This is a genomic window from Aulosira sp. FACHB-615, from assembly GCF_014698045.1.
Classification (GTDB): Bacteria; Cyanobacteriota; Cyanobacteriia; order Cyanobacteriales; family Nostocaceae; genus Nostoc_B.
In genome coordinates, this window is sequence record NZ_JACJSE010000004.1 from 152,980 (window position 1) to 174,706 (window position 21,727).

The 21,727-nt window shown below is 40.2% G+C and carries 20 protein-coding genes and 1 pseudogene; 11 read left to right on the forward strand and 10 right to left on the reverse strand.

Annotated features, from left to right (window positions below; translation table 11 throughout):
• Window positions 1–81: 81 nt before the first annotated feature.
• A complete protein-coding gene (locus tag H6G77_RS07875) occupies window positions 82–519 on the reverse strand; it encodes an Rrf2 family transcriptional regulator (protein ID WP_190590291.1) in 438 nt (145 codons plus the stop codon).
• 228 nt (window positions 520–747) lie between these two features.
• Between H6G77_RS07875 and H6G77_RS07880 the strand changes: the two genes are divergently transcribed.
• On the forward strand, window positions 748–1,293 hold the full coding sequence (locus H6G77_RS07880; RefSeq protein WP_190871265.1) for a cytochrome C: 546 nt from the start codon (window positions 748–750) through the stop codon (window positions 1,291–1,293).
• 44 nt (window positions 1,294–1,337) lie between these two features.
• Here the strand turns inward: H6G77_RS07880 and H6G77_RS07885 are convergent, their stop codons facing one another.
• The 4 genes from H6G77_RS07885 to H6G77_RS07900 all read right to left on the reverse strand — a co-directional run bounded on the left by H6G77_RS07885 (window position 1,338) and on the right by H6G77_RS07900 (window position 6,509).
• Window positions 1,338–1,763, reverse strand: a complete 426-nt coding sequence (locus tag H6G77_RS07885) for a hypothetical protein (protein ID WP_190871266.1) — start codon at window positions 1,761–1,763, stop codon at window positions 1,338–1,340.
• Window positions 1,764–1,961: 198 nt separating this feature from the next.
• The gene (locus H6G77_RS07890; RefSeq protein ID WP_190871267.1) at window positions 1,962–2,753 is read right to left on the reverse strand and encodes an SDR family oxidoreductase; all 792 of its coding nucleotides are present in this window, start codon (window positions 2,751–2,753) and stop codon (window positions 1,962–1,964) included.
• A 116-nt stretch (window positions 2,754–2,869) separates the two neighbouring features.
• The gene (locus H6G77_RS07895) at window positions 2,870–4,279 is read right to left on the reverse strand and encodes a triacylglycerol lipase (RefSeq protein WP_190669072.1); all 1,410 of its coding nucleotides are present in this window, start codon (window positions 4,277–4,279) and stop codon (window positions 2,870–2,872) included.
• Window positions 4,280–4,508: 229 nt separating this feature from the next.
• Window positions 4,509–6,509, reverse strand: a complete 2,001-nt coding sequence (locus H6G77_RS07900; RefSeq protein ID WP_190871268.1) for a hypothetical protein — start codon at window positions 6,507–6,509, stop codon at window positions 4,509–4,511.
• Between the two features lie 644 nt (window positions 6,510–7,153).
• Here H6G77_RS07900 and H6G77_RS07905 point away from each other — a divergent pair.
• From H6G77_RS07905 to H6G77_RS07940, 8 genes are all read left to right on the forward strand, one after another.
• On the forward strand, window positions 7,154–8,572 hold the full coding sequence (locus H6G77_RS07905; RefSeq protein ID WP_190871269.1) for an NADH:flavin oxidoreductase: 1,419 nt from the start codon (window positions 7,154–7,156) through the stop codon (window positions 8,570–8,572).
• Between the two features lie 381 nt (window positions 8,573–8,953).
• On the forward strand, window positions 8,954–10,426 hold the full coding sequence (locus tag H6G77_RS07910; protein WP_190871270.1) for a cytochrome c: 1,473 nt from the start codon (window positions 8,954–8,956) through the stop codon (window positions 10,424–10,426).
• 95 nt (window positions 10,427–10,521) lie between these two features.
• Window positions 10,522–10,953, forward strand: coding sequence for a hypothetical protein (locus H6G77_RS07915; protein WP_190590299.1), 432 nt, complete (start codon window positions 10,522–10,524; stop codon window positions 10,951–10,953).
• Window positions 10,954–10,979: 26 nt separating this feature from the next.
• Window positions 10,980–12,413 (forward strand): c-type cytochrome, encoded by a 1,434-nt coding sequence (locus H6G77_RS07920; protein ID WP_190871271.1) that lies wholly within the window; start codon window positions 10,980–10,982, stop codon window positions 12,411–12,413.
• 51 nt (window positions 12,414–12,464) lie between these two features.
• Window positions 12,465–13,412 (forward strand): hypothetical protein, encoded by a 948-nt coding sequence (locus H6G77_RS07925; RefSeq protein ID WP_190871272.1) that lies wholly within the window; start codon window positions 12,465–12,467, stop codon window positions 13,410–13,412.
• Window positions 13,413–13,559: 147 nt separating this feature from the next.
• Complete coding sequence (locus H6G77_RS07930) at window positions 13,560–15,200, forward strand: lipoxygenase family protein (protein ID WP_190871273.1); 1,641 nt, start codon at window positions 13,560–13,562, stop codon at window positions 15,198–15,200.
• Window positions 15,201–15,401: 201 nt separating this feature from the next.
• Window positions 15,402–15,704 carry a putative quinol monooxygenase gene (locus H6G77_RS07935; protein ID WP_190871274.1) on the forward strand — a complete coding sequence of 101 codons (303 nt, stop codon included), beginning with the start codon at window positions 15,402–15,404 and terminating at the stop codon, window positions 15,702–15,704.
• 235 nt (window positions 15,705–15,939) lie between these two features.
• Window positions 15,940–16,995 (forward strand): trans-acting enoyl reductase family protein, encoded by a 1,056-nt coding sequence (locus H6G77_RS07940; RefSeq protein WP_190871275.1) that lies wholly within the window; start codon window positions 15,940–15,942, stop codon window positions 16,993–16,995.
• A 71-nt stretch (window positions 16,996–17,066) separates the two neighbouring features.
• Here H6G77_RS07940 and H6G77_RS07945 read toward each other — a convergent pair whose 3' ends face one another.
• Together H6G77_RS07945 and H6G77_RS07950 are read right to left on the reverse strand one after the other, a co-directional pair.
• Window positions 17,067–17,504 (reverse strand): PIN domain-containing protein, encoded by a 438-nt coding sequence (locus tag H6G77_RS07945; RefSeq protein WP_242048418.1) that lies wholly within the window; start codon window positions 17,502–17,504, stop codon window positions 17,067–17,069.
• A gap of 8 nt (window positions 17,505–17,512) precedes the next feature.
• The gene (locus tag H6G77_RS07950; protein WP_190590306.1) at window positions 17,513–17,812 is read right to left on the reverse strand and encodes a hypothetical protein; all 300 of its coding nucleotides are present in this window, start codon (window positions 17,810–17,812) and stop codon (window positions 17,513–17,515) included.
• A 218-nt stretch (window positions 17,813–18,030) separates the two neighbouring features.
• Between H6G77_RS07950 and H6G77_RS07955 the strand changes: the two genes are divergently transcribed.
• Window positions 18,031–18,348, forward strand: coding sequence for a hypothetical protein (locus H6G77_RS07955; RefSeq protein ID WP_313933924.1), 318 nt, complete (start codon window positions 18,031–18,033; stop codon window positions 18,346–18,348).
• A gap of 81 nt (window positions 18,349–18,429) precedes the next feature.
• Here the strand turns inward: H6G77_RS07955 and H6G77_RS07960 are convergent, their stop codons facing one another.
• Entirely contained in the window at window positions 18,430–18,624 is a 195-nt protein-coding gene (locus tag H6G77_RS07960) for a hypothetical protein (RefSeq protein WP_190871276.1), read from the reverse strand.
• A gap of 418 nt (window positions 18,625–19,042) precedes the next feature.
• On the opposite strand from H6G77_RS07960, the gene H6G77_RS07965 reads away from it, so the two are divergent.
• Entirely contained in the window at window positions 19,043–20,239 is a 1,197-nt protein-coding gene (locus H6G77_RS07965; protein WP_190871277.1) for an HlyD family efflux transporter periplasmic adaptor subunit, read from the forward strand.
• Between the two features lie 2 nt (window positions 20,240–20,241).
• Here H6G77_RS07965 and H6G77_RS35615 read toward each other — a convergent pair whose 3' ends face one another.
• Together H6G77_RS35615 and H6G77_RS35620 are read right to left on the reverse strand one after the other, a co-directional pair.
• Window positions 20,242–21,012 (reverse strand): cyclic nucleotide-binding domain-containing protein, encoded by a 771-nt coding sequence (locus tag H6G77_RS35615; protein ID WP_242049174.1) that lies wholly within the window; start codon window positions 21,010–21,012, stop codon window positions 20,242–20,244.
• Window positions 21,013–21,042: 30 nt separating this feature from the next.
• A pseudogene (locus H6G77_RS35620) lies at window positions 21,043–21,717 on the reverse strand (DevA family ABC transporter ATP-binding protein); the annotation flags it as partial.
• Window positions 21,718–21,727 lie beyond the last annotated feature (10 nt).

Genomic DNA, 21,727 nt, shown 5'->3' on the forward strand with positions numbered 1-21,727 from the left:
ATTAGTCAAGAGTCAATAGTCAATGGTCAAGAGTAAAAACTATTGACCATTGACTATTGACCATTGAGCATTGACTAATAACTAAATGTAATACATGATGTCTAGCTGTTTACGGGCATCTCTTTTTTCACAAAGATCCTGGAGTGTATAGTTTTGTAAAACAGCATTTGCAGCTAGACAGGCTTCTTGCCAGACTTCATCGATAACGGCACTATCTAAACTTTTGATAGTCGATGTTTCTTCGCTCACACGTACATCTAAACCTTCTAAGCATTCTAAAACTTCATATATCGTAATTTTCCAAGGTTCTTTCGACAATAGATAGCCACCTTTAGAGCCGCGTTGACTCTTGATAATACCTCCACGTCTTAAGGTTGCCAGAAGTTGTTCTAAATAGCGATCGGGTATGCTTTGTTGAGCAGCGATTTGCCGAATTTGCATCGGTTCACCGTTTTCGTAATGAGTTGCCATTTCGATGAGGGCAAGAATTGCGTATTCTGATTTACACGATAGTTCCACAGGCAGTAATTAAAGTTGAAGTATGAATTATGAAGTATGAAGTATGAAAGATAGATAAATATTTCATACTTTTCTAGTATACTCCGGTTAATTGCTGGGGTTTTTGGATTAATGCGATTAACTTTGAAGAAAGCAAAAGGGAAGTTAAACAAATCAAATACCCAACGCAACATCAGCAACGCCGGATAAGTCACAATGATTAGCTACAAGTCTCTGGGGATGTGAGGAATGTTAAATCTTGTCAAACGCCAATCTCGTCAACGCAAAAAACGCCGCCCTTTTGGTTTATTTTTGGTCATTGTAGCTTGGAGTCTGGTGATGGGTTGGCTATTTGCGTCAGCAAACAGTGTTTACAGTGCGACTCCTACTTCAGAAATCGGCACAGTTGATGTAGTTCCGGCTGTATATGGGCTAGGACAAGAACTATACATCGAAAATTGTGGTAAATGTCATATAGCCATCCCTCCAGAAGTTTTACCTACCCAAACTTGGAAAAATCTTTTAGAAGACTCCCAACATTATGGTGTACAACTCCAGCCATTAGTTGATCCGCCCCGAATTTTGGTGTGGCGATATCTGGCTAATTTCTCTCGCAGTCAACGAAATGACGAAGAAACACCCTATCGCTTGAATAAATCGCGTTTGTTTAAGGCTTTGCATCCTAAAGTTGATTTACCCCGTCCCTTACAACTCAGTAGCTGTGTTAGCTGTCATCCCAGCGCCGAGGTATTTAATTTTCGTCGCCTGTCTGCTGAATGGGAAAATTCTAATTGAAAGAAGGGGATTCAAACCTACCTCTAATCACCCTCCTCCCTTCTTCAAAGCACGTTTATCCTACCATCATCTTGAATGTACACCGAGCGATCGCCAGGAACGCGCCAAGTCGGACGCAATTCTACACGCAAGGTAGCTAAACTCGGTCGAGAAAGATTAGCTTCTATTGACCTACCCGTTTCATCCCAAAATATTAAAGATGTGTTTGGTTCTGTGCCTTCTAGCTGATCTAAATATAAAATCTGTCCGGGATTGAGGGAAATTGGGTCAGTAATGGAAGGTTTTTGCAGTTTCAGCACACGCGGAGTTCTGTTAACTACTTGCACGCGGACACGTTGTCCTGGTGTAAATTGAAGTTGAGCCTTACCACAGTTAGAAGCACAAGTTCCAGCCAATGAAATTTTTGAGTCATGGCTGGCGGTTAATAGCAAAGTTGCGGTAATTAATAAAGCTGATACTAATTTAGACATGGCATCAGAATTTACACAGTTGGTATTTAAGGACTTCAGCCTAACACCGTACTGAGTAAATTGTGTATTAGTGTAAATCCTGATGCGAGAAAAGTGCTGAGTGCTGAGAGGGGGAAGAGGGGGGAGACAAGGTAGAAATACTGCTCTCTTATCTCCCTTGTCCCCCTTGTCTTCCTTGTCCCCCTTATCCCCCTTGTCTTATTTACTTTCTTGCATACTTCTGACGATTTTGGTCACAAGTTTTCTGGGTGTAAATCTCACACTTTCAGAAAGTAGTTTATTTTTCAAACCAGGAACAACTACGGTTTTGTTATCAAACAAGGCATCATAGCCGATTTTAGCCACAGTTTCCGCATCCATAATTTTTTGACCACTGACAAGTTTTGAGTCTTCCATTGCGGCGCGTTTTTGGAAATTTGATTCTGTCGGCCCTGGACAGAGTGCAGTTACAGAGACACCTGTACCTTCTAATTCATTAGCGATCGCTTCTGAAAATGATAGTACATAAGCCTTACTGGCATAATAAACTGCCATTAACGGGCCTGGTTGAAAAGCCGCAGTTGAAGCCAAGTTCAAAATTCTGCCATAACCTTGCTTCACCATATCTTTCAGGAATAGCTTGGTTAAATGAGTCAGACACATCACATTAACTTGCAGCATTTGTAATTCCGCAGTTAAATCTGTTTCGTTAAACAAACCATAGCTGGCAAATCCCGCATTGTTAATCAGAATATCAACCTTAATTGATGCTTGTTGTAACTCAGCAAAAATTTCTTCTGGCGCAGCAGGATTCGCCAAATCTTTAGCAATAACTTTGACCTCAATCCTAAAGTTAGTTCTTAATTCAGCAGCAATTTGATGGAGTTTCTGCTCACTTCTGGCAACTAATACCAAATTGTATTTATCTTGAGCAAATAACTTCACAAATTCATAACCAATCCCACCAGATGCACCAGTAATTAGGGCAGTTTTTCTGCGATCGCTTTGCATAACTTTACCTTAGTTAAAATCTAGTAAACAGTAATGTTGTAAGTGTTATCAAATCTTACACCCCTAAAACCTTACACCCATTCTTAACAGACAGTCTTGGTGCTTCAGGAATAAAATTATTGCCATTGCGAAATTTCCAATTTAATAGCTGATTCTGCACCAACTACATCTCGACCGCGTTGCGGTAAGAGAATATCAGCACCTAAACTTAAATCAATATTTGGTTCTAAACTTTCAGAGTTCCAACAATATTTTGCTTTGTATATATTATCTTCGGCTGTAACATCCACAATTAAATAATCAGACCATAAAGGTAACTGGTCAATGTGACTATCAAACAACCAGTCTCTTTCTTTTTTTGTAAAGGAATGCAACGCTAACCGAATTGCATATCTACAGGTATTATCGGCGTTTACTGCATAGCGCGGAATTAAGAAAGCCGTAAACAAAGGTACAGGCTTATCCCGCATTAATTCCACCGTGATGGGACAATAACGGTCAATGGCTTGTTCGTGTATGGGAGTAGGAAGACCACGCAAAGCCACCCGGACTTCCATTTGATAAAAAGTATTTTTGCTGTCAATTAATTCTACATTACTCAAGGATAGCTTTACCTTGATATCACCAAACAAAAATCTTTGGAGATTTTGATAAGCTTCCTCGGAATTAACCATCCCATAACGGCCGCCATGAGTCCGATGAATATATGCGCGATGCGCCCCTCTGACATAAGCTTTATCTATTTGTACTAAACCGTCACTCTGCGGCCCCACAGCCTTTTGTGACAAACCAGCACCATTTTCATAATCACGCGCATTTGTACCAATAATACAAAAAACCCTATCTGGTGAAAAAGCATTATCTAGACTTTGAGTATCAAAATTTTGGGGTAAATCTGGCGCTAATTTCACTTTTGGTGTGAAATATTCATACATTCTTTGCGGGCCAAAATCATCAGAATTATTCCATCTCAAAGTATCTCTGATGCCTTCAATTAAACCACCCCCGACTTGAAAATAAATTCCCCCATGCGGTGTGCCATAGGTAAACAATTTATCAATATGGTCTTCCGCTTTTTCATTATGATCTGGATAAATTTTTTGAATTAAACTCCGACAGACCAAACCACCCATTGAATGAGCGATTAAATAAACTTTGTTTGCACCACTTTCTTTTTTCACAACATTAATTAAATCTCGTAAACCCTCAGCAATTTCCTCCATTTCTAGCCTGACGGTTTTTTCTTCACCAAAACTCGGTGAAGTCATATCATAAAATCGATAAATCCAAATAGTTTTGATATTACTGCTCAACTGCTTATTATCAAACACCGGACGATAACCGTGGTCAGTTATCAAACGCAACAAAGGACTTTCAAAAAAGAACTTTTCCGGCGTACCTTTTTCTCCCACCCGAATATGAGTTGAACCACTATTAAATCCGTAAAATGGATCATTCACCGTTTGGTCAACATCTTGATCTGTTCCTGCATAGCCACGCACATAAATAATTGGTAAATACTGCATTTATATTCTCCATTTTTATTATTTTTCATACGCAGTGAGACGCAATATCAAGGGTTTAGACCAGGGTGTAGGGGTGTATTATTCAAAACCCTTATACCCCATACCCTTTCACCCCTAAACCCAATCTCCACATACCATCTTGGTGCGTAAGTCCTGATTCTAAATATTTATCGTTCCTAAGTACAACTTAGGAACGAATAGTTAAATGATCAGCATTCTGACGAGTTGTTTAGAAGGTTTTCACAAACTCGATGAGTGCTTTTTTGTCTTCATCAGACAAATCAGAACCAAAAGTATGACCTCTATCTTCAATGAAGTCAGGAGATTTATTCGCTCTCAATAATACGCGGGCGAGTTTACCTTTGATGCCACCTCCTGGTCTTAAATCTTGGAATAAGTTACCCAAATTGAGAGAAGTAATCGCCTCTCTCATATTGACGTTTGCCAACAAGTTGACAGGTGTACCTTTAGGTACAGGTAAACGCAATCTCGGATTGGGATCTCCTGGAGGCAAATCTAATTTAGTTTTGCTGTTAGTTCTGCTGATAATGTTTTCCCGTTTTTCTGGCCATAGAAGTTTTTCCATCGCATCGTTATAGGCTGTTATCCGACCTTGCACAGAAGGATCTTCGTTATACAAACCTAAAGTGTTGTTATGGAGAAATGGTGCAGTTGCCCAAATACTAATTAGTGAAGGTGTGCGGTAATATCCTAAGCCACCTGCTGGTATTTGGAAATTAATTGGTTTGGCTTGATCGAAGGGATTATGCAGCGTTACTTGACCAGGAGAAGGTAGTTCTTTATAAGTTTTAGAAGAGAACTGATCCCAAATATGGCCTTTAGTCGCGTTGGTTCCTAAAGCACGAGAAATGTTAGTACCAAGTAGTGTGACTGGGTAGCGTTGGTCATCCGATAAAAAGTTGTGGTCGAGGAAATTGCTACTCAGTACTGATTCTTCGTACCATTTCTTCGCTTGTTCGGGGTCTGCTGCAATTTCAGCAGTTGGCTTTTTACTAGAGTGACAAGATGCACAGGTATCAGCAAAAACTATCTTGCCACGTTCGAGAACCTTGTCATCTTTGGTTAAGAAAGCGTCACCACCGGGTGCATCTTTGAGGTGCATCGGTTTGATAGTTTTGAGGAATGCTTCTGCATCAGCCATCCGTGCTTCTGTTTGTCTCCAGCCTTCACAATTCTTTCTGGCGGTTTCAATATCAAAAGGACGTTGGGGGGTTCGACCTAACATTGGTTCGTGCAGTTTTAGCCAATAGTCACCACACATCCCAATGTTGACGTACACACGCAAAGAAGCTGTAGCTACACCTGTGGAGTCTGCACCATCTTTGAGAATGTGATTAACATTTTTGGTGGAACCATCGTTCATCACTTCGGGATATGTGGGGCGATCGCCTAAATTAAAAATGGCGTTAATCGCATTAGGATTATTAATATGGTCTGTCGCAATTCTTGAGGTGTCAGATGTGCCGGGACGTTGTGCCAGCAAGACTTGTTTGATGAAACTATCATCTCTGAGTTTGAGCGAAAATAATGCAGCTTCCTTAATGTACTGATTACCCAAAGCTGGCACAAGGTTTTCCCATTGGGGGTGTTCTTTGTCTTTGGGTGGGTTGAGTGGGTCTAAAGCAACGTGACAAATAGCACAAGACTGTCCAATCAGATATGGAGGCTCAATAGATACATCCTTGACGTATTTCTCAGCATTCCATTTTGCTGGATCAAATTTGGGGTTTGGGAACTTACGTAACCCAATCACACCAGTAGAAAGAGGGTCTTTACACTTATCCAACAACAACCCATATTTATCTGGTTCTGTGGCTTTTTCACATCCGGGGTCGTTGATTGCACCAAAGCGTTTCAAACGCTCATCATGGTACTTCGAGTCAATTAGCTGGAGTAAGTCAACATTGCCGTGGGTGAGCTTGGCGATATCCCGATAGTATTCGCCATTACCACCAGTCCATAAGTACCAAGTACAACGGCCTCTTTTTTCAGCGTCAGTGAGATTTTCTTTAGTATATGGCGGGAGATATCCGATACCATCGCAGTTATCAGCATAACCCGCATCATTATACTTTTGAGAGATGGGAGCAGGTGTTTCACCATACTCATCAGCTAGAGCTGTTGGGGTGCTGTACCAACCGCAAATGATAATTGCGATCGCCGCTACAACCACCAAACAGCCCTTCCACAGTAGGCGTATTTTGTTCATACAACTCTCTATGAGTAACACCTAAACCTAATCAGGTGCATCTTAATAACAAAGCTTCACCATTAATTTGCCGCTTTCCTGATTTATCTTTCAGAGATTTTTGGCTAATGGCAAATAAAGAATATTGCACCTTAATTTTAGGCACGGTCATATATGAAATTACTACACAAGTTAACCAAACGTCACTAAGAAAACCGTTATTTTGTCAACTGATTTACTTAAAAAATTGTAAATTTACCCTGGCATCATCAATATCATTTGTTATCTTGTAAGCGAGATTTTAAACTAGGTTAATTTTGTAACAAATTATGTTTGGGAGCGAGTATTAATGTTGCGTTAACCTTAGCATCAAAAACAGGATTTCTTAAGATTTGTTTTGTTGAGAATGCTAGTTTAACTCATTCATAAAAAAATCTGATTTAATGGCTCAACCATTAACGGGTAAGCCTTTAGTTGAATATTTGGTCAGCAGACTAAGTAACAAAAACTTAATCTTTGACCTGAAATCCGAAAAACTCAATTTTGAACTTGTAAGTATTTCAAACGAAGCCCCAGAACATCTATCAATGGTAGTTATCTGGGTATTTTTCAGTTACACAGTAATAATTTTAATACTTGATTCTATTGCAAACAGGGGGGAGAGTATGGAGAACGATATTATCTTTAAGCCATTGCAATTTCGGAATCTCACGGTCAAAAACCGGATTTTTCGCTCCAGTATATCCGGTAGGTGGGATAACTATGATGGTTCAGGTACTCAAGCCAGAATTAACTGGGAAGAAAAATTTGCCCGTGGTGGAGTTGGCGCGATTATTACTTCATTTGTACCTGTAACAATTCGCGGTCGGATTATGCCCAACTATGCCACAATTCACTGCGATGATAGGATTCCTTTTTGGCGCAAAGTCGGAGAAAAAGTCCATGAATACGACTGTAAATTCATTTTGCAACTCAGCCATTCAGGAAGACAGCAAGACATTGGTGGTGTAGAAAACGATGGTTTAAAAGGATTAAGTTCTACCAGTAATACTGAATCATTTCACGGCTTGCGCTGCCAAGCAATGACCTTAAAAGAAATTAAAGAAACCATCCAAATGTTTGCTGATGGCGCAAGACGGGCGCGTTTAGCGGGATTGGATGGAGTAGAATTACATAGTGCTAACGGTTATTTATTTAACCAATTTCTTAGTTCAGGAATTAACGATCGCAACGACGAATATGGTGGCTCACTCGAAAATCGGGCGCGGTTTTTACTAGATGTAATTCGGGCGATTCGGCAAGAAGTTGGTAATGATTTTCATCTGCAATTTAAAATTAGTGCCATTGATTACAACGATGCTGTGATTCCTTGTGAAAAACCCGGCAATACTTTAGAAGAATCTGTACAGATTTGTAAATGGGCTGAAAAAGCTGGTGCTGATGCTGTTCATGTCTCTGTAGGAAGCTTATTCCCTCATCCGCTTAACCCCATTGGTGATTTTAATTTTGATGTCATCACCAAAACTTATGACACAATGCTTTCTAGTGGAGAAAATACAACTCGCAACTACATCTTATTCCGTTACAAACTGCTACACCCAATTTTCAAATTCTTATGGAATCGGGTGAAAAGAAAACTCCCACCGCCAGCCTTTACTGGTGATGATGTCGCCGATGATGTCATGAGAAAATTATTGGCAGAAAACCAAGGTAGAAACTTACTTTCATCCCAAGCAATTAAACAAGCCGTGAATATTCCGGTTTTGTGTACTGGTGGTTTTCAACAAGGTTCATTTATTCGCAAAGCTATTGAAGATGGCTATTGTGATGGTGTGACAATTGCTCGACAATTGATTGCCAATAACGATTTAGCAAAACAATTGCAACAAGGTAAAGACTTACCCGATAGACCATGTACTTACTGTAATAAATGTCTGCTGAATGTCATTGAAAATCCCCTGGGTTGTTATGAACTCAGTCGCTTTGATAATGACCATGACGCAATGATCAAAGAAGTCATGTCAGTCTTTCATAGTGATGATTCGGCAAAATATAACGCAGAAGTTCCAGCATTACACATTTAATTTGTCATTTGTCATTCAGATTTAATGAGGTGTGCAATTTATTTTTAAAGCTCTCCCCTACGGTGGACACACAAGTCGAAAATTTGCTGTATGAAACCGCATCCCGCCTTGAACTAAAGTTCCAGGCTCATAGCCAAAGTCCACTTAAGTGGACTGGAATACATTTTTAGTTGAGTCATCTTCAGATGACTTGCGCTATGAGACTCGGAATTCATTCCGAGGCGGGACAGATGTACTACACGAATATTTGTGTATACACCATAGTTCCCTTGTAGGAGAAGGGGTTGGGGATTAGGTTTAAGAAAAAGTTGCATAAAACATCAATTTACTAATGACAAATGACCATTGACTCTTGACTATTAACCAGAGAGTAATTTTGTTATGACTCAAACAAGTCCGACGCTAGTTCCCACCGTCGTAAAGGGAACGAAGGCGGTTTTTAAGTGGATTGTGGCTGCAATTGTGGGAGTTGTAGCAGTAGTTATATTTTTAATTTGGCCTGTTATATCTAACTCCCCAGTTGATTATGCTGATATCCAAGAACATTTTAAATATGGTTCCATTGGTAGTGAGGCGGTCAATGGAGTTCCTTACTGGATATGGAAAGTTCTGCCAGAATTATTTCCTGATAAATTACCCGCTAAAGGTTATACTTCCTTGGGATTTATTCAAGAAAAAGGAAAAGATTTACCCATTGGGTTTTCGCAACGGCGGGTGTTTATTAACCGTGTTGGCTTGAATTGTGCGGTGTGCCATACCGGGACAATACGTGATACACCAAATAGCGATCGCAAAATTATCACAGCTATGCCTGCTAATGTCGTCAACTTGCAGGGATATATTAAATTTTTATCAGATGTGGCGATCGATTCGCGCTTTACTACCAACCGAATGCTGCCAGAAATTGAAAAAATTAGTGGCGGTTTAAATCCCATAGAAAAGCTAGTTTATCAGTTTATTGCTATTCCCCAAACCCGCGACGCGCTAATTAATCAAAGAAACCGCCTGAAATTTATTGATGATCAACCAGAGTGGGGGCCGGGTAGAGTCGATACATTCAATCCTTATAAATCAATTCAATTTCATTTCCCAATGGATAAATTGCGTAAGGATGAATTAATCGGTACATCCGATTTCCCTTCCATTTGGAATCAAAAACCACGTAAAGGCATGGAATTACACTGGGATGGGAATAACAAATCTGTTGATGAACGTAACAAAAGTGCCGCTTTAGGTGCAGGAGTTACACCCACGACAATTGATTTAAATAGAATTAAACGAGTGGCTGATTGGCTATTGACATTACCAGAACCTAAATATCCCTATGAAGTTAATCAAACTTTAGCTGCTACCGGAAAACAACTGTTTGCCAATAATTGCGCTAGTTGCCATGCCTTTGACGGAAAATATGTAGGTAAAGTTGTACCCATTCAAGAAATTGGTACAGATCCCCATCGCTTAAATTCCTTTACCTACGAAACTTTATCTAACCAAAATACTTTGTATGCAGGTTATCCTTGGCGGTTTAAGAATTTCCGCAAAACAAATGGCTATGCTAACTCACCTCTAGATGGTATTTGGTTACGCGGCCCTTATTTACATAATGGTTCAGTTCCGACTTTGCGAGATTTGCTAGAAAAACCAGAAAATCGACCCAAAGAATTTTATCGGGGATACGACGTAATTGATCGGGAAAAAGTTGGGTTTGTATCAACTATTGCCCAAGAGAACGGCAAGCAATATTTTAAATTTGATACGACTAAACCTGGAAACAGCAACAGCGGCCATGTATATGGAACTGAACTCTCACCAGCAGACAAAGATGCGTTGGTTGAGTACATGAAGCAACTGTAATCTTAGCAAGAATTCAGAAGTCAGAACAGTTAAAGCTTATGCAAAAAATCATGCTGGTGGGAGGAGAGTTTTGACACGTTAATTAGGAGCAAAGAATGAATACTTATGCAAAGTGGTTTAGCCGTGTAACTTGGCTGGGAATTATTGTAAATATGTTGTTTGTAATTCCCTCCTGCTTCTTTCCAGAGTTAATGTTGTGGTTTTTAAAGATGCACCAACCAGACCCAATTATCTGGGTAAGGGCGGCGGGAATGCTGTTATTTATCATTAGTGCGTTTTACATTCCGGGCGCACTTGATCCTAATCGCTATCGGGCAACTGCTTGGATATCAATATTCCCATCTAGAGCCTTTGGTTCAACATTTTTTATTTGTGCCGTGTTCTTTTTTGGGCAAGATAAAGGCTTTTTATCGATTGCCTTTGTAGATTTATTTTTTGGTGTAGTAGAAGCAATTTTCTTAACTCTAGCAACGCGGAGTGAAAATGCTGAAGCGATCGCCAAAGAACCAGCCAAACAATTCTCCTAATTTCTACCAAGGAGCAATGTCATTTTATGAAAATATTTAAAGAGAAATTAGGCAGAATTCTCGCCAGCATTGCTTTAGTTTTTGTGTTGTTAGTCGGGGGTGTAGGTTACATTGCTTGGTATCATTTATTTCGGGATGTGCCGCTTACCTACAAATCACCAGCAGAACATTTTAAATATGGTTCCATTGGTACAGAACCAGCCCAAGGAATACCTTATTGGATTTGGTTAGTTTTACCCCGCATCTTTCCTGATAAATTACCAGGGCCAGGCGGTTACACTTCTTTAGGAATTACTTGGGAAGAAGGCAAAGAAACCCCAGTTGGTTTTACGAAAAAAACCATTGGATTCCCCCGTGTAGGTATAACTTGTGCGGTTTGTCATACTGCTACATATAGAACCAGTCCCCTAGAAAAACCTCATATTTTCCCGGCTGGGCCTTCTAACAAATTCAATTCCCAAGCTTATGTGCGCTTTTTGGGTGCAGCCGCCAGCGACCCCAGATTTAACGCCGATTATATTTTAGATGAAATCAAATATAATCATGAGTTTTCTTGGATCGAAAACTTACTTTATCGGTTTTTGATTATTCCCCAAACTAAAAAAGCCCTGCTACAACAAAGCGCCGATTTTGCTTGGATGAATTCTCGTCCCGACTGGGGGCCTGGTCGAATTGATCCGTTTAACCCGGTGAAATTCAACACCTTAAAACTGCCCAAAGATGACACTATCGGTAACTCCGATATGATGCCGATTTGGAATCAGGCACTACACAAAGGATTTGCTTTGCATTGGGATGGTTTAGAAACTTCTCTCAAAGAAACTGTGCAAACAGGCGCAATTGGGGATGGTGCAACGAAAGATTCTTTACCTGTTGCTGATTTGCAACGAGTAGAAGACTATATCACTACGCTTACGCCACCTAAATATCCTTTCCCAGTGGATGAGAAATTAGCGACGCAAGGAAGTCAAATTTTTGCTAACAACTGTGCATCTTGTCACGCCTTTGGTGGTGAAAGAACAGGTACAGTCATTCCTGTAGAAGAAGTAGGAACAGACCGCCATCGTTTAGATATGTGGACGCAGCAAGCCGCCGACACCTACAATCACTTTGGTGATGGCTATCCTTGGGATTTCAGCCAATTACGGAAAACTGATGGCTATGTGGCTGTATCTCTCGATGGATTGTGGATTAGAGCGCCATATTTACATAATGGTTCTGTTCCATCTCTGCAAGATTTGTTCGCAAAACCAGAGGATCGTCCCAAAACCTTTTATCGGGGCTACGATGTTTACGATTCGCAAAGAGTTGGCTTTATTTCCGAAGGAACAGAAGCTGAACGTGTAGGTTTTGAATATGATACGACCGTTGCTGCTAATTCCAATCAGGGACATCTGTATGGTACTGATTTGCCTGATGACGATAAAAAAGCACTGATTGAGTACTTAAAAACCTTATAGACCTAAGCAGCATCGTCGTTTCGATAAAACTTGCAGAAAAGGGGTGTTGAAATGGCTACAGACTATGTGTTGTTTATTCATGGTGTAAGTATCCGCAACGATAAATACGCCGATGAACTGTTTGAACGTCTGAGAAAAAGTGCAAGCGATCGCCAACGAAATCTCAGAAAAATCTCTCTTTACTGGGGTGATGTCAACGAAGAACTAGAAAATAAACTGCTAGGACAACTTCGAGTCTCACCTTATTGGAAAGATGTTTGGTTTAAAGAATTTCGAGAAAAGCAAATTATTCCCTTTGCTGGCGATGCTGCACTTTATATTAGCCGTCATGTTGGTGCAAAAGTTGTCAACCGCATGAAAACTCAAGCGATCGCCAACGGGTTACATCAAGCCCAACCTGATGATCGTCTGCACATAGTCAGCCATAGTTGGGGAACAGTGATTTTGTTTGATATCTTGTTTGCCAGCCGTTGGGATGAAGATAAAGCACCCGGTAAAGATGATGTGATGGCTATCCGCGATAGCATTTTTGGTGTAGCTGGGAAAAATAGCGATCGTCGTCAAGGGATTCCCATTGCAAGTATTCACACCCTCGGTTCACCTGTAGCCATCTTTAGCTTGACCAATATCAACCCCGGTAAAGATAGTAAAGATTCACCCAGTAGCCACGACATTACACCCAACCTGCAAAAATTTTTAGAGTGTCTGCAAGAATTACGTCAAGGTAAAAAACTACCTTGGCGCAATTATCTTCATCCTGGTGATCCCATTGCTTACCCACTGCAAAAACTGATGATCGATTTAGTGGATGGAGATACCAAATACTTAGATATTCAAGATATCCTCACCCACAACGCCGGATGGTTAGAAATACCATTTGCACAAACACTTTTACCCTTGCTTTCTGGTGGCGACGCACATGGTAGCTACTGGCGCAATGACAAAGTAACTCAAGAAATCATTAATGTTGTCCAACAAGAAACTCCCAGATTTGGTTGAGTTTCTCGACCTCTCCAAGTCTAAATAATAATTCATATTCATTAGCTGGAAAAAGCCAAGCAAAACATAACATCTCTCTACCTTGTCCCCCTTGTCTCCCTTGTCCCCCTTATCCCCCTTGTCCCCCTTTCCTCCTTAAAAACTATCATGAAACCATACTTACCCCAGGTAGACCCTAACCCCAACATCCGTAAAGATGAGCTAGTAAAAAATCGAGAAGATTATAAATTTAATCATAATTATCTAGCTCCTATTCCCGTTATTGATAAAGTCCCCCATCAAGAACTATTCTCAGCAGAATATACAGCTAAACGCCTCGCTAGTATGGCAAATCTAGCACCAAATATGTTAGCTGCCAAAGCCAGAAATTTTCTTGACCCTTTAGATGAATTAGAAGAATACGAAGAACTGTTGACACTGCTACCTAAACCAGCAGTGATGAATAATTATAAAACCGATTCATGTTTCGCCGAGCAAAGATTATCAGGTGCTAACCCTTTAGCACTTCGGAGAATTGATAGTTTACCAGCAAATCTCGGTATCACAAACGCACAATTTCAAAAATCTGTCGGGACAGAAAGTAACTTAGAAGCGGCTCTCAAAGAAGGTAAACTTTACCTATTAGATTATCCCACACTCTTTGATATTAAAGGTGGAACTTCTCAAAATGTGAGAAAGTATTTACCTAAGCCTCAAGCTTTATTTTACTGGCAGAGCAATGGTTTACCAAATGGTGGTTCTTTGCGTCCAGTGGCGATTAAATTAAATAATGATGCTGGGACAGATGGATTGATTTACACTCCCGATGACCCTTATCTAGATTGGTTTTTAGCCAAAACTTCTGTGCAGATTGCTGACGGCAACCATCAAGAATTAGGTAGTCACTTTGCCTATACTCATGCCGTTATGGCTCCTTTTTGTATTGCCACAGCACGCCAATTAGCAGCAAATCATCCCATTGCTTTACTACTCAAACCGCACTTTCGGTTCATGTTATTTGATAACGATTTGGGACGCACCCACTTTTTACAACCAGGTGGCCCAGTCGATGAATTTATGGCTGGTTCTTTAGAAGAATCTTTAACTTTTGTCGTCAAAACTTACCAAGAATGGAGTATTGATAAATTTGTCTTCCCGACATTAATGAAAAGTCAAAATATGGATGACCCGGATATATTACCGCATTTTCCGTTCCGGGATGATGGGATGTTGGTTTGGGATGCTATTCAGAAATTTGTCACAGATTATTTGCAACTTTATTACAAAACGCCTCAAGACTTAAGTGAAGATTATGAATTGCAAAATTGGGCAAGAGAATTAGTTGCTCAAGATGGTGGACGTGTTAAAGGAATGCCAGAAAAAATAGAAACTATCGACCAATTAATTCAAATTATTACGGTTGTAGTTTTTACCTGCGCTCCTTTCCATTCGGCTTTAAATTTCTCTCAGTACGAATACATGGCTTTCGTACCGAATATGCCTTATGCAGCTTATCATCCAACTCCCGAAAGTAAGGGTGTAGATATGCAAACCATCATGAAGATATTGCCACCATTTAAGCAAGCTGCTGACCAAGTAATGTGGACGCATATTTTAACATCTTACCATTATGATAAATTGGGTTATTATGATGAGGAATTTGCTGACCCATTGGCACAGGAATTAGTGGTACAGTTCCAACAAAATTTGCATGATATAGAACGACAAATTGATATTAGAAATCAAACTCGTCCTATACCTTATAATTTCCTCAAACCTTCCCAGATTATTAACAGTATCAATACTTAGAAAAGGGAGTGGGGAGTAGGGAGTAGTGAAAATTTTATTATCTCAACTCCCTATTTTTATCTTAGGACTTACGCATAAAAACGAAAAATCAAGGGTTTTGGCGATGGTGTAGGGGTGTATGTATCTAAAACCCTTACACCCAATTTTCATAGACAATCTTGGTGCGTAAGTCCTGTATCTATTTAAACAGGAGAATCTATCATGTCAAGTCAACAAGTTACAGTTACGGCTCGGTTAAAAGTAAAACAGGGTTTAGAAGATAAATTTAGAGCAGAATTTGAACCTGTAATTGCGCTCACCCGTGCGGAAGATGGATGTATTAATTATGATTTACATCAATCTATCGAAGACCCTTCTGTGTTTTTGCTGCATGAAAATTGGGCTAGTCAAGCAATTTTGGATCAACATTTACAACAGCCTTATATTCGGGCGCTGGGGGCTAAAGCAGAGGAATTTTTAATAGAACCACCAGAAGTTAAACTATGGCAGCAGATTATTAATTAGGACTTACGCACACTCTACGATTTCTTGGCGTTCTTGGCGACTTGGCGGTACCCTGCGGGAAGCCGCTTCGCGTCTACGATAAATTAAGGTTTTTGGGAATTTTTACGTAAGTCCTGTTAATAATTAAGTCAAGTTAAGTTTAGATCCCCCCTAACCCCCCTTAAAAAGGGGGGGATTTGAATGTGTATAAGTTATGGGTTAGGGGGATTTGTGAATATTTAATTTGGGAAAAATCATGACGGCAAAGGTGTTATTGTATGGTGCGACTGGCTATGCAGGGAAATTAATAGCAGAAACGGCAAAAAGTCAGGGTGTAGAGTTAATTTTGGCTGGAAGAAATCAAGGTGCGTTGGTATCAGTTGCGGAGAAATTAAACTTTGATTTTCGGGTGTTTAGTTTGGATGACGCGCAGGCGATCGCACAATCTCTGCAAGATGTTACAGTTGTTCTCAATTGTGCCGGGCCTTTTGCCAAAACTGCCAAATCACTAGTTGATGTCTGCTTGCAAACTCACACCCATTATTTAGATATCGCTGGCGAAGTTCCCGAATTTCAGGCTTTAGCAGCACTAAATGACGAAGCGAAAAATGCAGAAATTATGCTGCTTCCTGGTGTTGGGTTTGGTGTAGTCCCGACGGATTGTCTTGCAGTTTACCTCAAATCTCAGTTACCAACCGCCAACAGTCTCACCTTAATCTATGAAACTGAAGGTGGTGTTTCTCAAGGAACTGCCAATACTGTCCTGCCCAGCTTACATGAAATGGGTGTCGTCCGCAAAGCAGGCAAACTAATTCCTTCTCGACCAGCAGAACAAAAACGTCAAGTTAATTTTGGTGCGGGTTTAGTCACCGCCGTAACTAACCCTTGGCGTGCTGATCTTGTTACCGCATTCCACAGTACAAATATTCCCAATATCGAAACTTACACAGTCTTTCCCAACCCGGTAAGTTTTTTGATGGAAAGCAGTCAGTATTTAGGCTGGTTATTTAACTCATCTATTTTCCAAAGCGCCTTAGCGAGTTTAATTAAACAACTCCCACAAGGGCCAAGTGCAGCAGAACGCGCTCAAGGTAAAGTTGGAGTGGTTGGTATTGCAGAAGATGAATCTGGTCGTCAAGTTACAGCGAAACTCATCGGCCCCGAAGCTTACGATTTTACGGCTTTAGCTGCTGTAGTAGTGATTAAACACATCATCCAAGGTGAAGTTAAGCCAGGATTTCAAACCCCAGGGAATGTTTACGGTGCGGATTTGGTATTAGAAATACCTGGAGTAAAAAGATGGAGTGATTAAACTATCACCTTTGGCAAATTGGGGAATTGATCCAGAAGATTTTGCAGTACAAACTTAGATTCTCAATTGTCTTATGGTGTTATGTCTTTGGGGTGAACAGCACTAACTTCTGAATAACGGGCAAAATCACTAACATTAAATGTCAGGATATGGGTTAATCCATGCACCAACATTGCTGCAACCAGCCGTGTATCATGTACCTTAACCCCAGACACCCTATAATCCACAACTAAACGCCGCCATTGTGTATGAACGGCGGCGCTATCAGACAAAAAATTGAAGTAACGTTCTATCACTTGAGTTTTCTGGTCTGTCTCCTCAATTGATAAGCCAAAACCGCTTCGTGCCGTTGTAGGTCGCGTACATACATTCCAAAATTCTCCCAGAATTTGTGATGTGTAACAGATTTCTTCTCCCCTTTGCAATAAAGAATATATGGCATCACGAACCAAAATATGATTTGGATCTGAAGGAGAAACGAACCGTAATAGAATGTTTGTATCTGCCATGAACAGCATCAGTCATGATTCCCATAAATGCTTTCACGGATAAATGCTTCTGGCGGTAAAACTGGTATTTTTTCCGCACCTTGAGCTAATAATTTCATGTCAGCTGACCATTGTTGTGGGTCAAAAGTACGCTTTGTACCCAGATCGATACTTTGTTGTTTGTGTCGGTGTGATGTGCCGAATATATCCTTTTCAATCAAATTACGGATATATGCTGCTCTGTCGCCTCCAAAGTGCCTCACTCGCTCATCAATCAACTGGAGGAGAGGTTCACTGATTCCAGTCACCTCAATTTTGTTATTGTCCATGTTGTTTTTCAACTCCATACTTAAATTATGGATCTATGGCAATAGTAGTTAATTCTAATTATGACAGGACTTACGTAACTGGCATATTAGTAGGGTGCGTGAGATATCAAGAATCTGTTTTTTGACAACATTTGAGCCGTCTAACGCGCCCTACACAACTGTTACCTCTGATCTGTATTCTGCTATATGTAGTTACAAACATCGCAATCATACAAGCCGTGTCATCTGAACTCACCTTAGAAAAAGTCAACCAAGCCGTTAACGCTATCCTGGAAGTTTTAGGAACTCCCGAAACCGAATTACATCGCCAAGCTTTAACCGCTTTCCAAAGTGGTGATCACCAAATGGTGAAACGTTTAGCTTCTACCAACTTGTCTGATTATTACGTCAAGGCTCTTGGGTATCTCGGTGGAGCATTAAAGTTAACTCCCAACACTGATACAATTCTTGCAGAGTCAGCACGTTCCGCCGCCGATTTTGCCAAAGAAAAAGCCCTCAAACAACTGGGAGAAGCGTTAGCGAAAGCCTTGTCCTAGAGTTTGAATATAAAATCCAAAATTTTTTCACCCTCTGTTTGATCAATCAGGGGGTATTTTTGTTGGCTATTGACTTTCTAATTAAGTTCTTACTGTCCGTCGCGGCTTTCTGTTGCTCACCACTTGACTCACAGAAGCTCCCGCTCCCACTCCAAACATTCCCGCGCTGATACTGTACATTGTATCTTTGCCGAGTGTTTGGACTCCGAAATAGCCAAAAGCGATCGCAGCTAATGTTCCAGTAGTAGTTGCAATTATGACCTGATAACGCTTCATAGTCTCTCCTAATTGATACCCACCAACTAACCCCAATCCAAAGCCTAGACTCAACATACTCACTACCCGACTAAACTCGCACCAAAATTCTTTTACCAGATAATTGTTAGCGAAGCCACTGTTAAGGGAAAACTGAAAATAAGAATCGGTCAACCTGATGTCTAGAATTACAAACCTACAAAGTAATATTTTTAGCAGGAAAATACCTGGATAAACATATCAATTATACATCTACCGCAATCCTCAATGATTTACAAATATCTCCCCCTTGCCTTCCTTGTCCGCCTGACATCCTTTTTCTGTGTTGTGCATATATCAAATAAGACTGCTATATTTCATGCTCATTAAAATGAACATGATTTTCTCATTCTATTTGTAATCATCATATTTCATAACAGAATATTTTCCTGATAAAACAATGGTAAAAATTGAATTTAATCAAAATAAACCGATATCAAAGCTACAAGTAATTACTATAGGTTTGTCCATCATTACTGCGATTAGTATTCTTGCTGTTGTGATTATTAATAGGCAATCAAGGAATACTAATCAGAATAAATTACAAGCAACATCAAGTAGTCAACAGTCTATAGTTCGTGTAGCAGCTTTAGGAATATTAGAACCACAAGGAGATATTATTCATCTGTCTGCGACAGGCGCAAATCAACGTTTGGCGAAACTGTTGGTAAAAGAAGGGGAACAAGTGAGTACAGACCAAATTATTGCAGTTATGGATAATGTGAACCAATATCAAGCAAGTATAGAAAATGCCAGAGCGAAAGTGATTGTGGCGCGATCGCGTTTAGCGCAGGTGCAAGCTGGTGAAGAGTCTGGACAAATTGAAGCCCAACGCATGAAAGTTGCAGAAACACAAGCGGAATTAACTGAAAATATCAAAGTGCAACAATCTGTGATTGCTAGTCAAGAAATTGAGTTACGCAAAACCCAAGATGACTATGAACGCTACAAGGAGTTATTGGATAAAGGAGCGGTTTCTGTAGCTGAAACGGAAAAGAGACGTTTACAAGTGGAGATTGAGGAACAAAAATTGCAAGAAGCCAAAGCCAATCTCCGCAAACAAGTGAGCATCGGTAAGGAACGTGTAAAAGCTGCGGAAGCAACATTAGATAGTTTAGCTCATGTCAAACCCACAGATATTTTAGTTGCTAAAGCAGAATTGAATGAGTCTTTATCTCAATTAGAAAAAGCAAAAGTTGATTTGGAATCTCTTTATGTGAAAGCACCCGTAGCTGGGCAAATTTTAAGTATTAACACCAGAGTTGGTGAAGTTGTGGGTAGTAAAGGAATTGTTGATATTGGACAAACACAACAAATGTATGTGATTGCTGAAGTTTACGAAAGTGATATTCATTATGTAAAAATCGGTCAGGAAGCAACAATTGTCAGTGAATATGGTGGATTTACTGGAGAAATCAAAGGAGAAGTAGATCAAATTGGATTACAAATTGAACAGCCAGGAATCATTAATGATGATCCCAGCGCCAAAGCTGATGTTAGAATCGTCAAAGTGAAAATTCGCCTACGTCCCGATGACAGTGAACGGGTGAGGACATTGAATAAGTTACAAGTTAGAGCCTCAATTCAGATTAATTGAAATCAAAAGTTGAGAAATTGATGGTGAAGTACAGAAGCTACGATATCGGAATTTGTATTGGATTTTAAAATCAAATTACAAAAACTGTCTCGATTAATTGCCATCAATTCAACGTCAGTACAAGCTATGGCTCGAAGGTAAACAGGATAATTTTGAGCATCGGAAAATTGTACATTACCAAAATGTTCACCCGATTTGAGTTGAATTGTTCTGGATTCCCCTTGATCAATCACGGATACTTCCACTTCTCCCTCTAATATCAAGTAGACGCGATCGCCAAATTCCCCTTGTTGAACAATAATAGAATTGGCTTTGTATTGACTCCCCTTAGATTGAGAAGCGATCGCCACAATTTCTGATGGATCAACATTGGGTAAGGCTTTGGATAAATGACTTGTCATTACCCGTTGATGCAAACGACGAACGACATCATTACTAGTCAACTCTGAGTTATTCACGAACAACTGAAATAATTCTTCCTCAATCACCATCACTTTCACTTCTGAATTTTTGGTGACACGCACTGTTGCTGTACGTTTTCCACCCCGCAGTAAACCAACTTCCCCAAAATAATCTCCACGACTCAGCCGATTTAACAAGCGAGTCGGCTGATCGGGGAAATCTTGGAAAACTTCTACATCTCCTTCGAGGAGAATATAAAATTTCGTCGCTGGTTCTCCCTGACGAACAATGATTTCCTCGGATGCGTAAGTCAACACAGTGGGTTTAGTGTTGGCTTTTTCTAGTAAGGCTTCATCAAAACCCGGTAACATCAAAGACAGTTCTTGGTTTAAAGCTAAACCGAGTTTGCCATCTTCCACATGCACAATTCGATCAGCCAAATCTAGGATGCGATGATCATGAGTCACCATGAGAACAGCACTATTGTGTTCTTTGGCTAAACGGTGCATTAAAGCGACGACATTACGTCCTGAAGATTTATCCAGTGCGGCTGTTGGTTCGTCAGCGAGTACCAACTTGGGTTGAGTTACCAACGCACAAGCGATCGCTACCCGTTGTTTTTGTCCCCCAGACAGATTTTTAGGATAAACATCGATTTTTTCCCTTAATCCCACCGATTCTAAAATAGCAACTGTTTTTGCCCGCGCCGCCTGTACAGAAAAATCCGGCTGTAATTCCAAAGACATCTGAATATTCTGCTGGACTGTTAAAAAATCGAGTAAATTACTGGATTGGGTAATATAACCAAAATTCCGCCGCATTTGGACTAATTGTTCTTGGGTTGCACCGTTGAGTTCCTGTCCTAAAATATTTAAACTGCCGTGTTGTACCGAACGCAGACAACCAATTAAACTCAGCAATGTGCTTTTTCCTGACCCAGAAGGGCCAGTTAAAATGACAAACTCCTTGGCTTTAATAGTGAGATTAATATCAAATAAAATCTGCTTTTTGAGTGCGGCTTCCCCAAAAAAGTGATTGAGATTTTGAATAGAAATAACTGTTTGATTAACCACAATAATTCAGATT

Excerpts from the sequence above, each read along its gene's own strand:
- H6G77_RS07880 (WP_190871265.1), top strand. The coding sequence starts at position 748 with ATGTTAAATCTTGTCAAACGCCAATCTCGTCAACGCAAAAAACGCCGC.
- H6G77_RS07885 (WP_190871266.1), bottom strand. The coding sequence starts at position 1,763 with ATGTCTAAATTAGTATCAGCTTTATTAATTACCGCAACTTTGCTATTA.
- H6G77_RS07890 (WP_190871267.1), bottom strand. The coding sequence starts at position 2,753 with ATGCAAAGCGATCGCAGAAAAACTGCCCTAATTACTGGTGCATCTGGT.
- H6G77_RS07895 (WP_190669072.1), bottom strand. The coding sequence starts at position 4,279 with ATGCAGTATTTACCAATTATTTATGTGCGTGGCTATGCAGGAACAGAT.
- H6G77_RS07900 (WP_190871268.1), bottom strand. The coding sequence starts at position 6,509 with ATGAACAAAATACGCCTACTGTGGAAGGGCTGTTTGGTGGTTGTAGCG.
- H6G77_RS07905 (WP_190871269.1), top strand. The coding sequence starts at position 7,154 with ATGGAGAACGATATTATCTTTAAGCCATTGCAATTTCGGAATCTCACG.
- H6G77_RS07910 (WP_190871270.1), top strand. The coding sequence starts at position 8,954 with ATGACTCAAACAAGTCCGACGCTAGTTCCCACCGTCGTAAAGGGAACG.
- H6G77_RS07915 (WP_190590299.1), top strand. The coding sequence starts at position 10,522 with ATGAATACTTATGCAAAGTGGTTTAGCCGTGTAACTTGGCTGGGAATT.
- H6G77_RS07920 (WP_190871271.1), top strand. The coding sequence starts at position 10,980 with ATGAAAATATTTAAAGAGAAATTAGGCAGAATTCTCGCCAGCATTGCT.
- H6G77_RS07925 (WP_190871272.1), top strand. The coding sequence starts at position 12,465 with ATGGCTACAGACTATGTGTTGTTTATTCATGGTGTAAGTATCCGCAAC.
- H6G77_RS07930 (WP_190871273.1), top strand. The coding sequence starts at position 13,560 with ATGAAACCATACTTACCCCAGGTAGACCCTAACCCCAACATCCGTAAA.
- H6G77_RS07935 (WP_190871274.1), top strand. The coding sequence starts at position 15,402 with ATGTCAAGTCAACAAGTTACAGTTACGGCTCGGTTAAAAGTAAAACAG.
- H6G77_RS07940 (WP_190871275.1), top strand. The coding sequence starts at position 15,940 with ATGACGGCAAAGGTGTTATTGTATGGTGCGACTGGCTATGCAGGGAAA.
- H6G77_RS07945 (WP_242048418.1), bottom strand. The coding sequence starts at position 17,504 with ATGGCAGATACAAACATTCTATTACGGTTCGTTTCTCCTTCAGATCCA.
- H6G77_RS07950 (WP_190590306.1), bottom strand. The coding sequence starts at position 17,812 with ATGGACAATAACAAAATTGAGGTGACTGGAATCAGTGAACCTCTCCTC.
- H6G77_RS07960 (WP_190871276.1), bottom strand. The coding sequence starts at position 18,624 with ATGAAGCGTTATCAGGTCATAATTGCAACTACTACTGGAACATTAGCT.
- H6G77_RS07965 (WP_190871277.1), top strand. The coding sequence starts at position 19,043 with ATGGTAAAAATTGAATTTAATCAAAATAAACCGATATCAAAGCTACAA.
- H6G77_RS35615 (WP_242049174.1), bottom strand. The coding sequence starts at position 21,012 with ATGTTACCGGGTTTTGATGAAGCCTTACTAGAAAAAGCCAACACTAAA.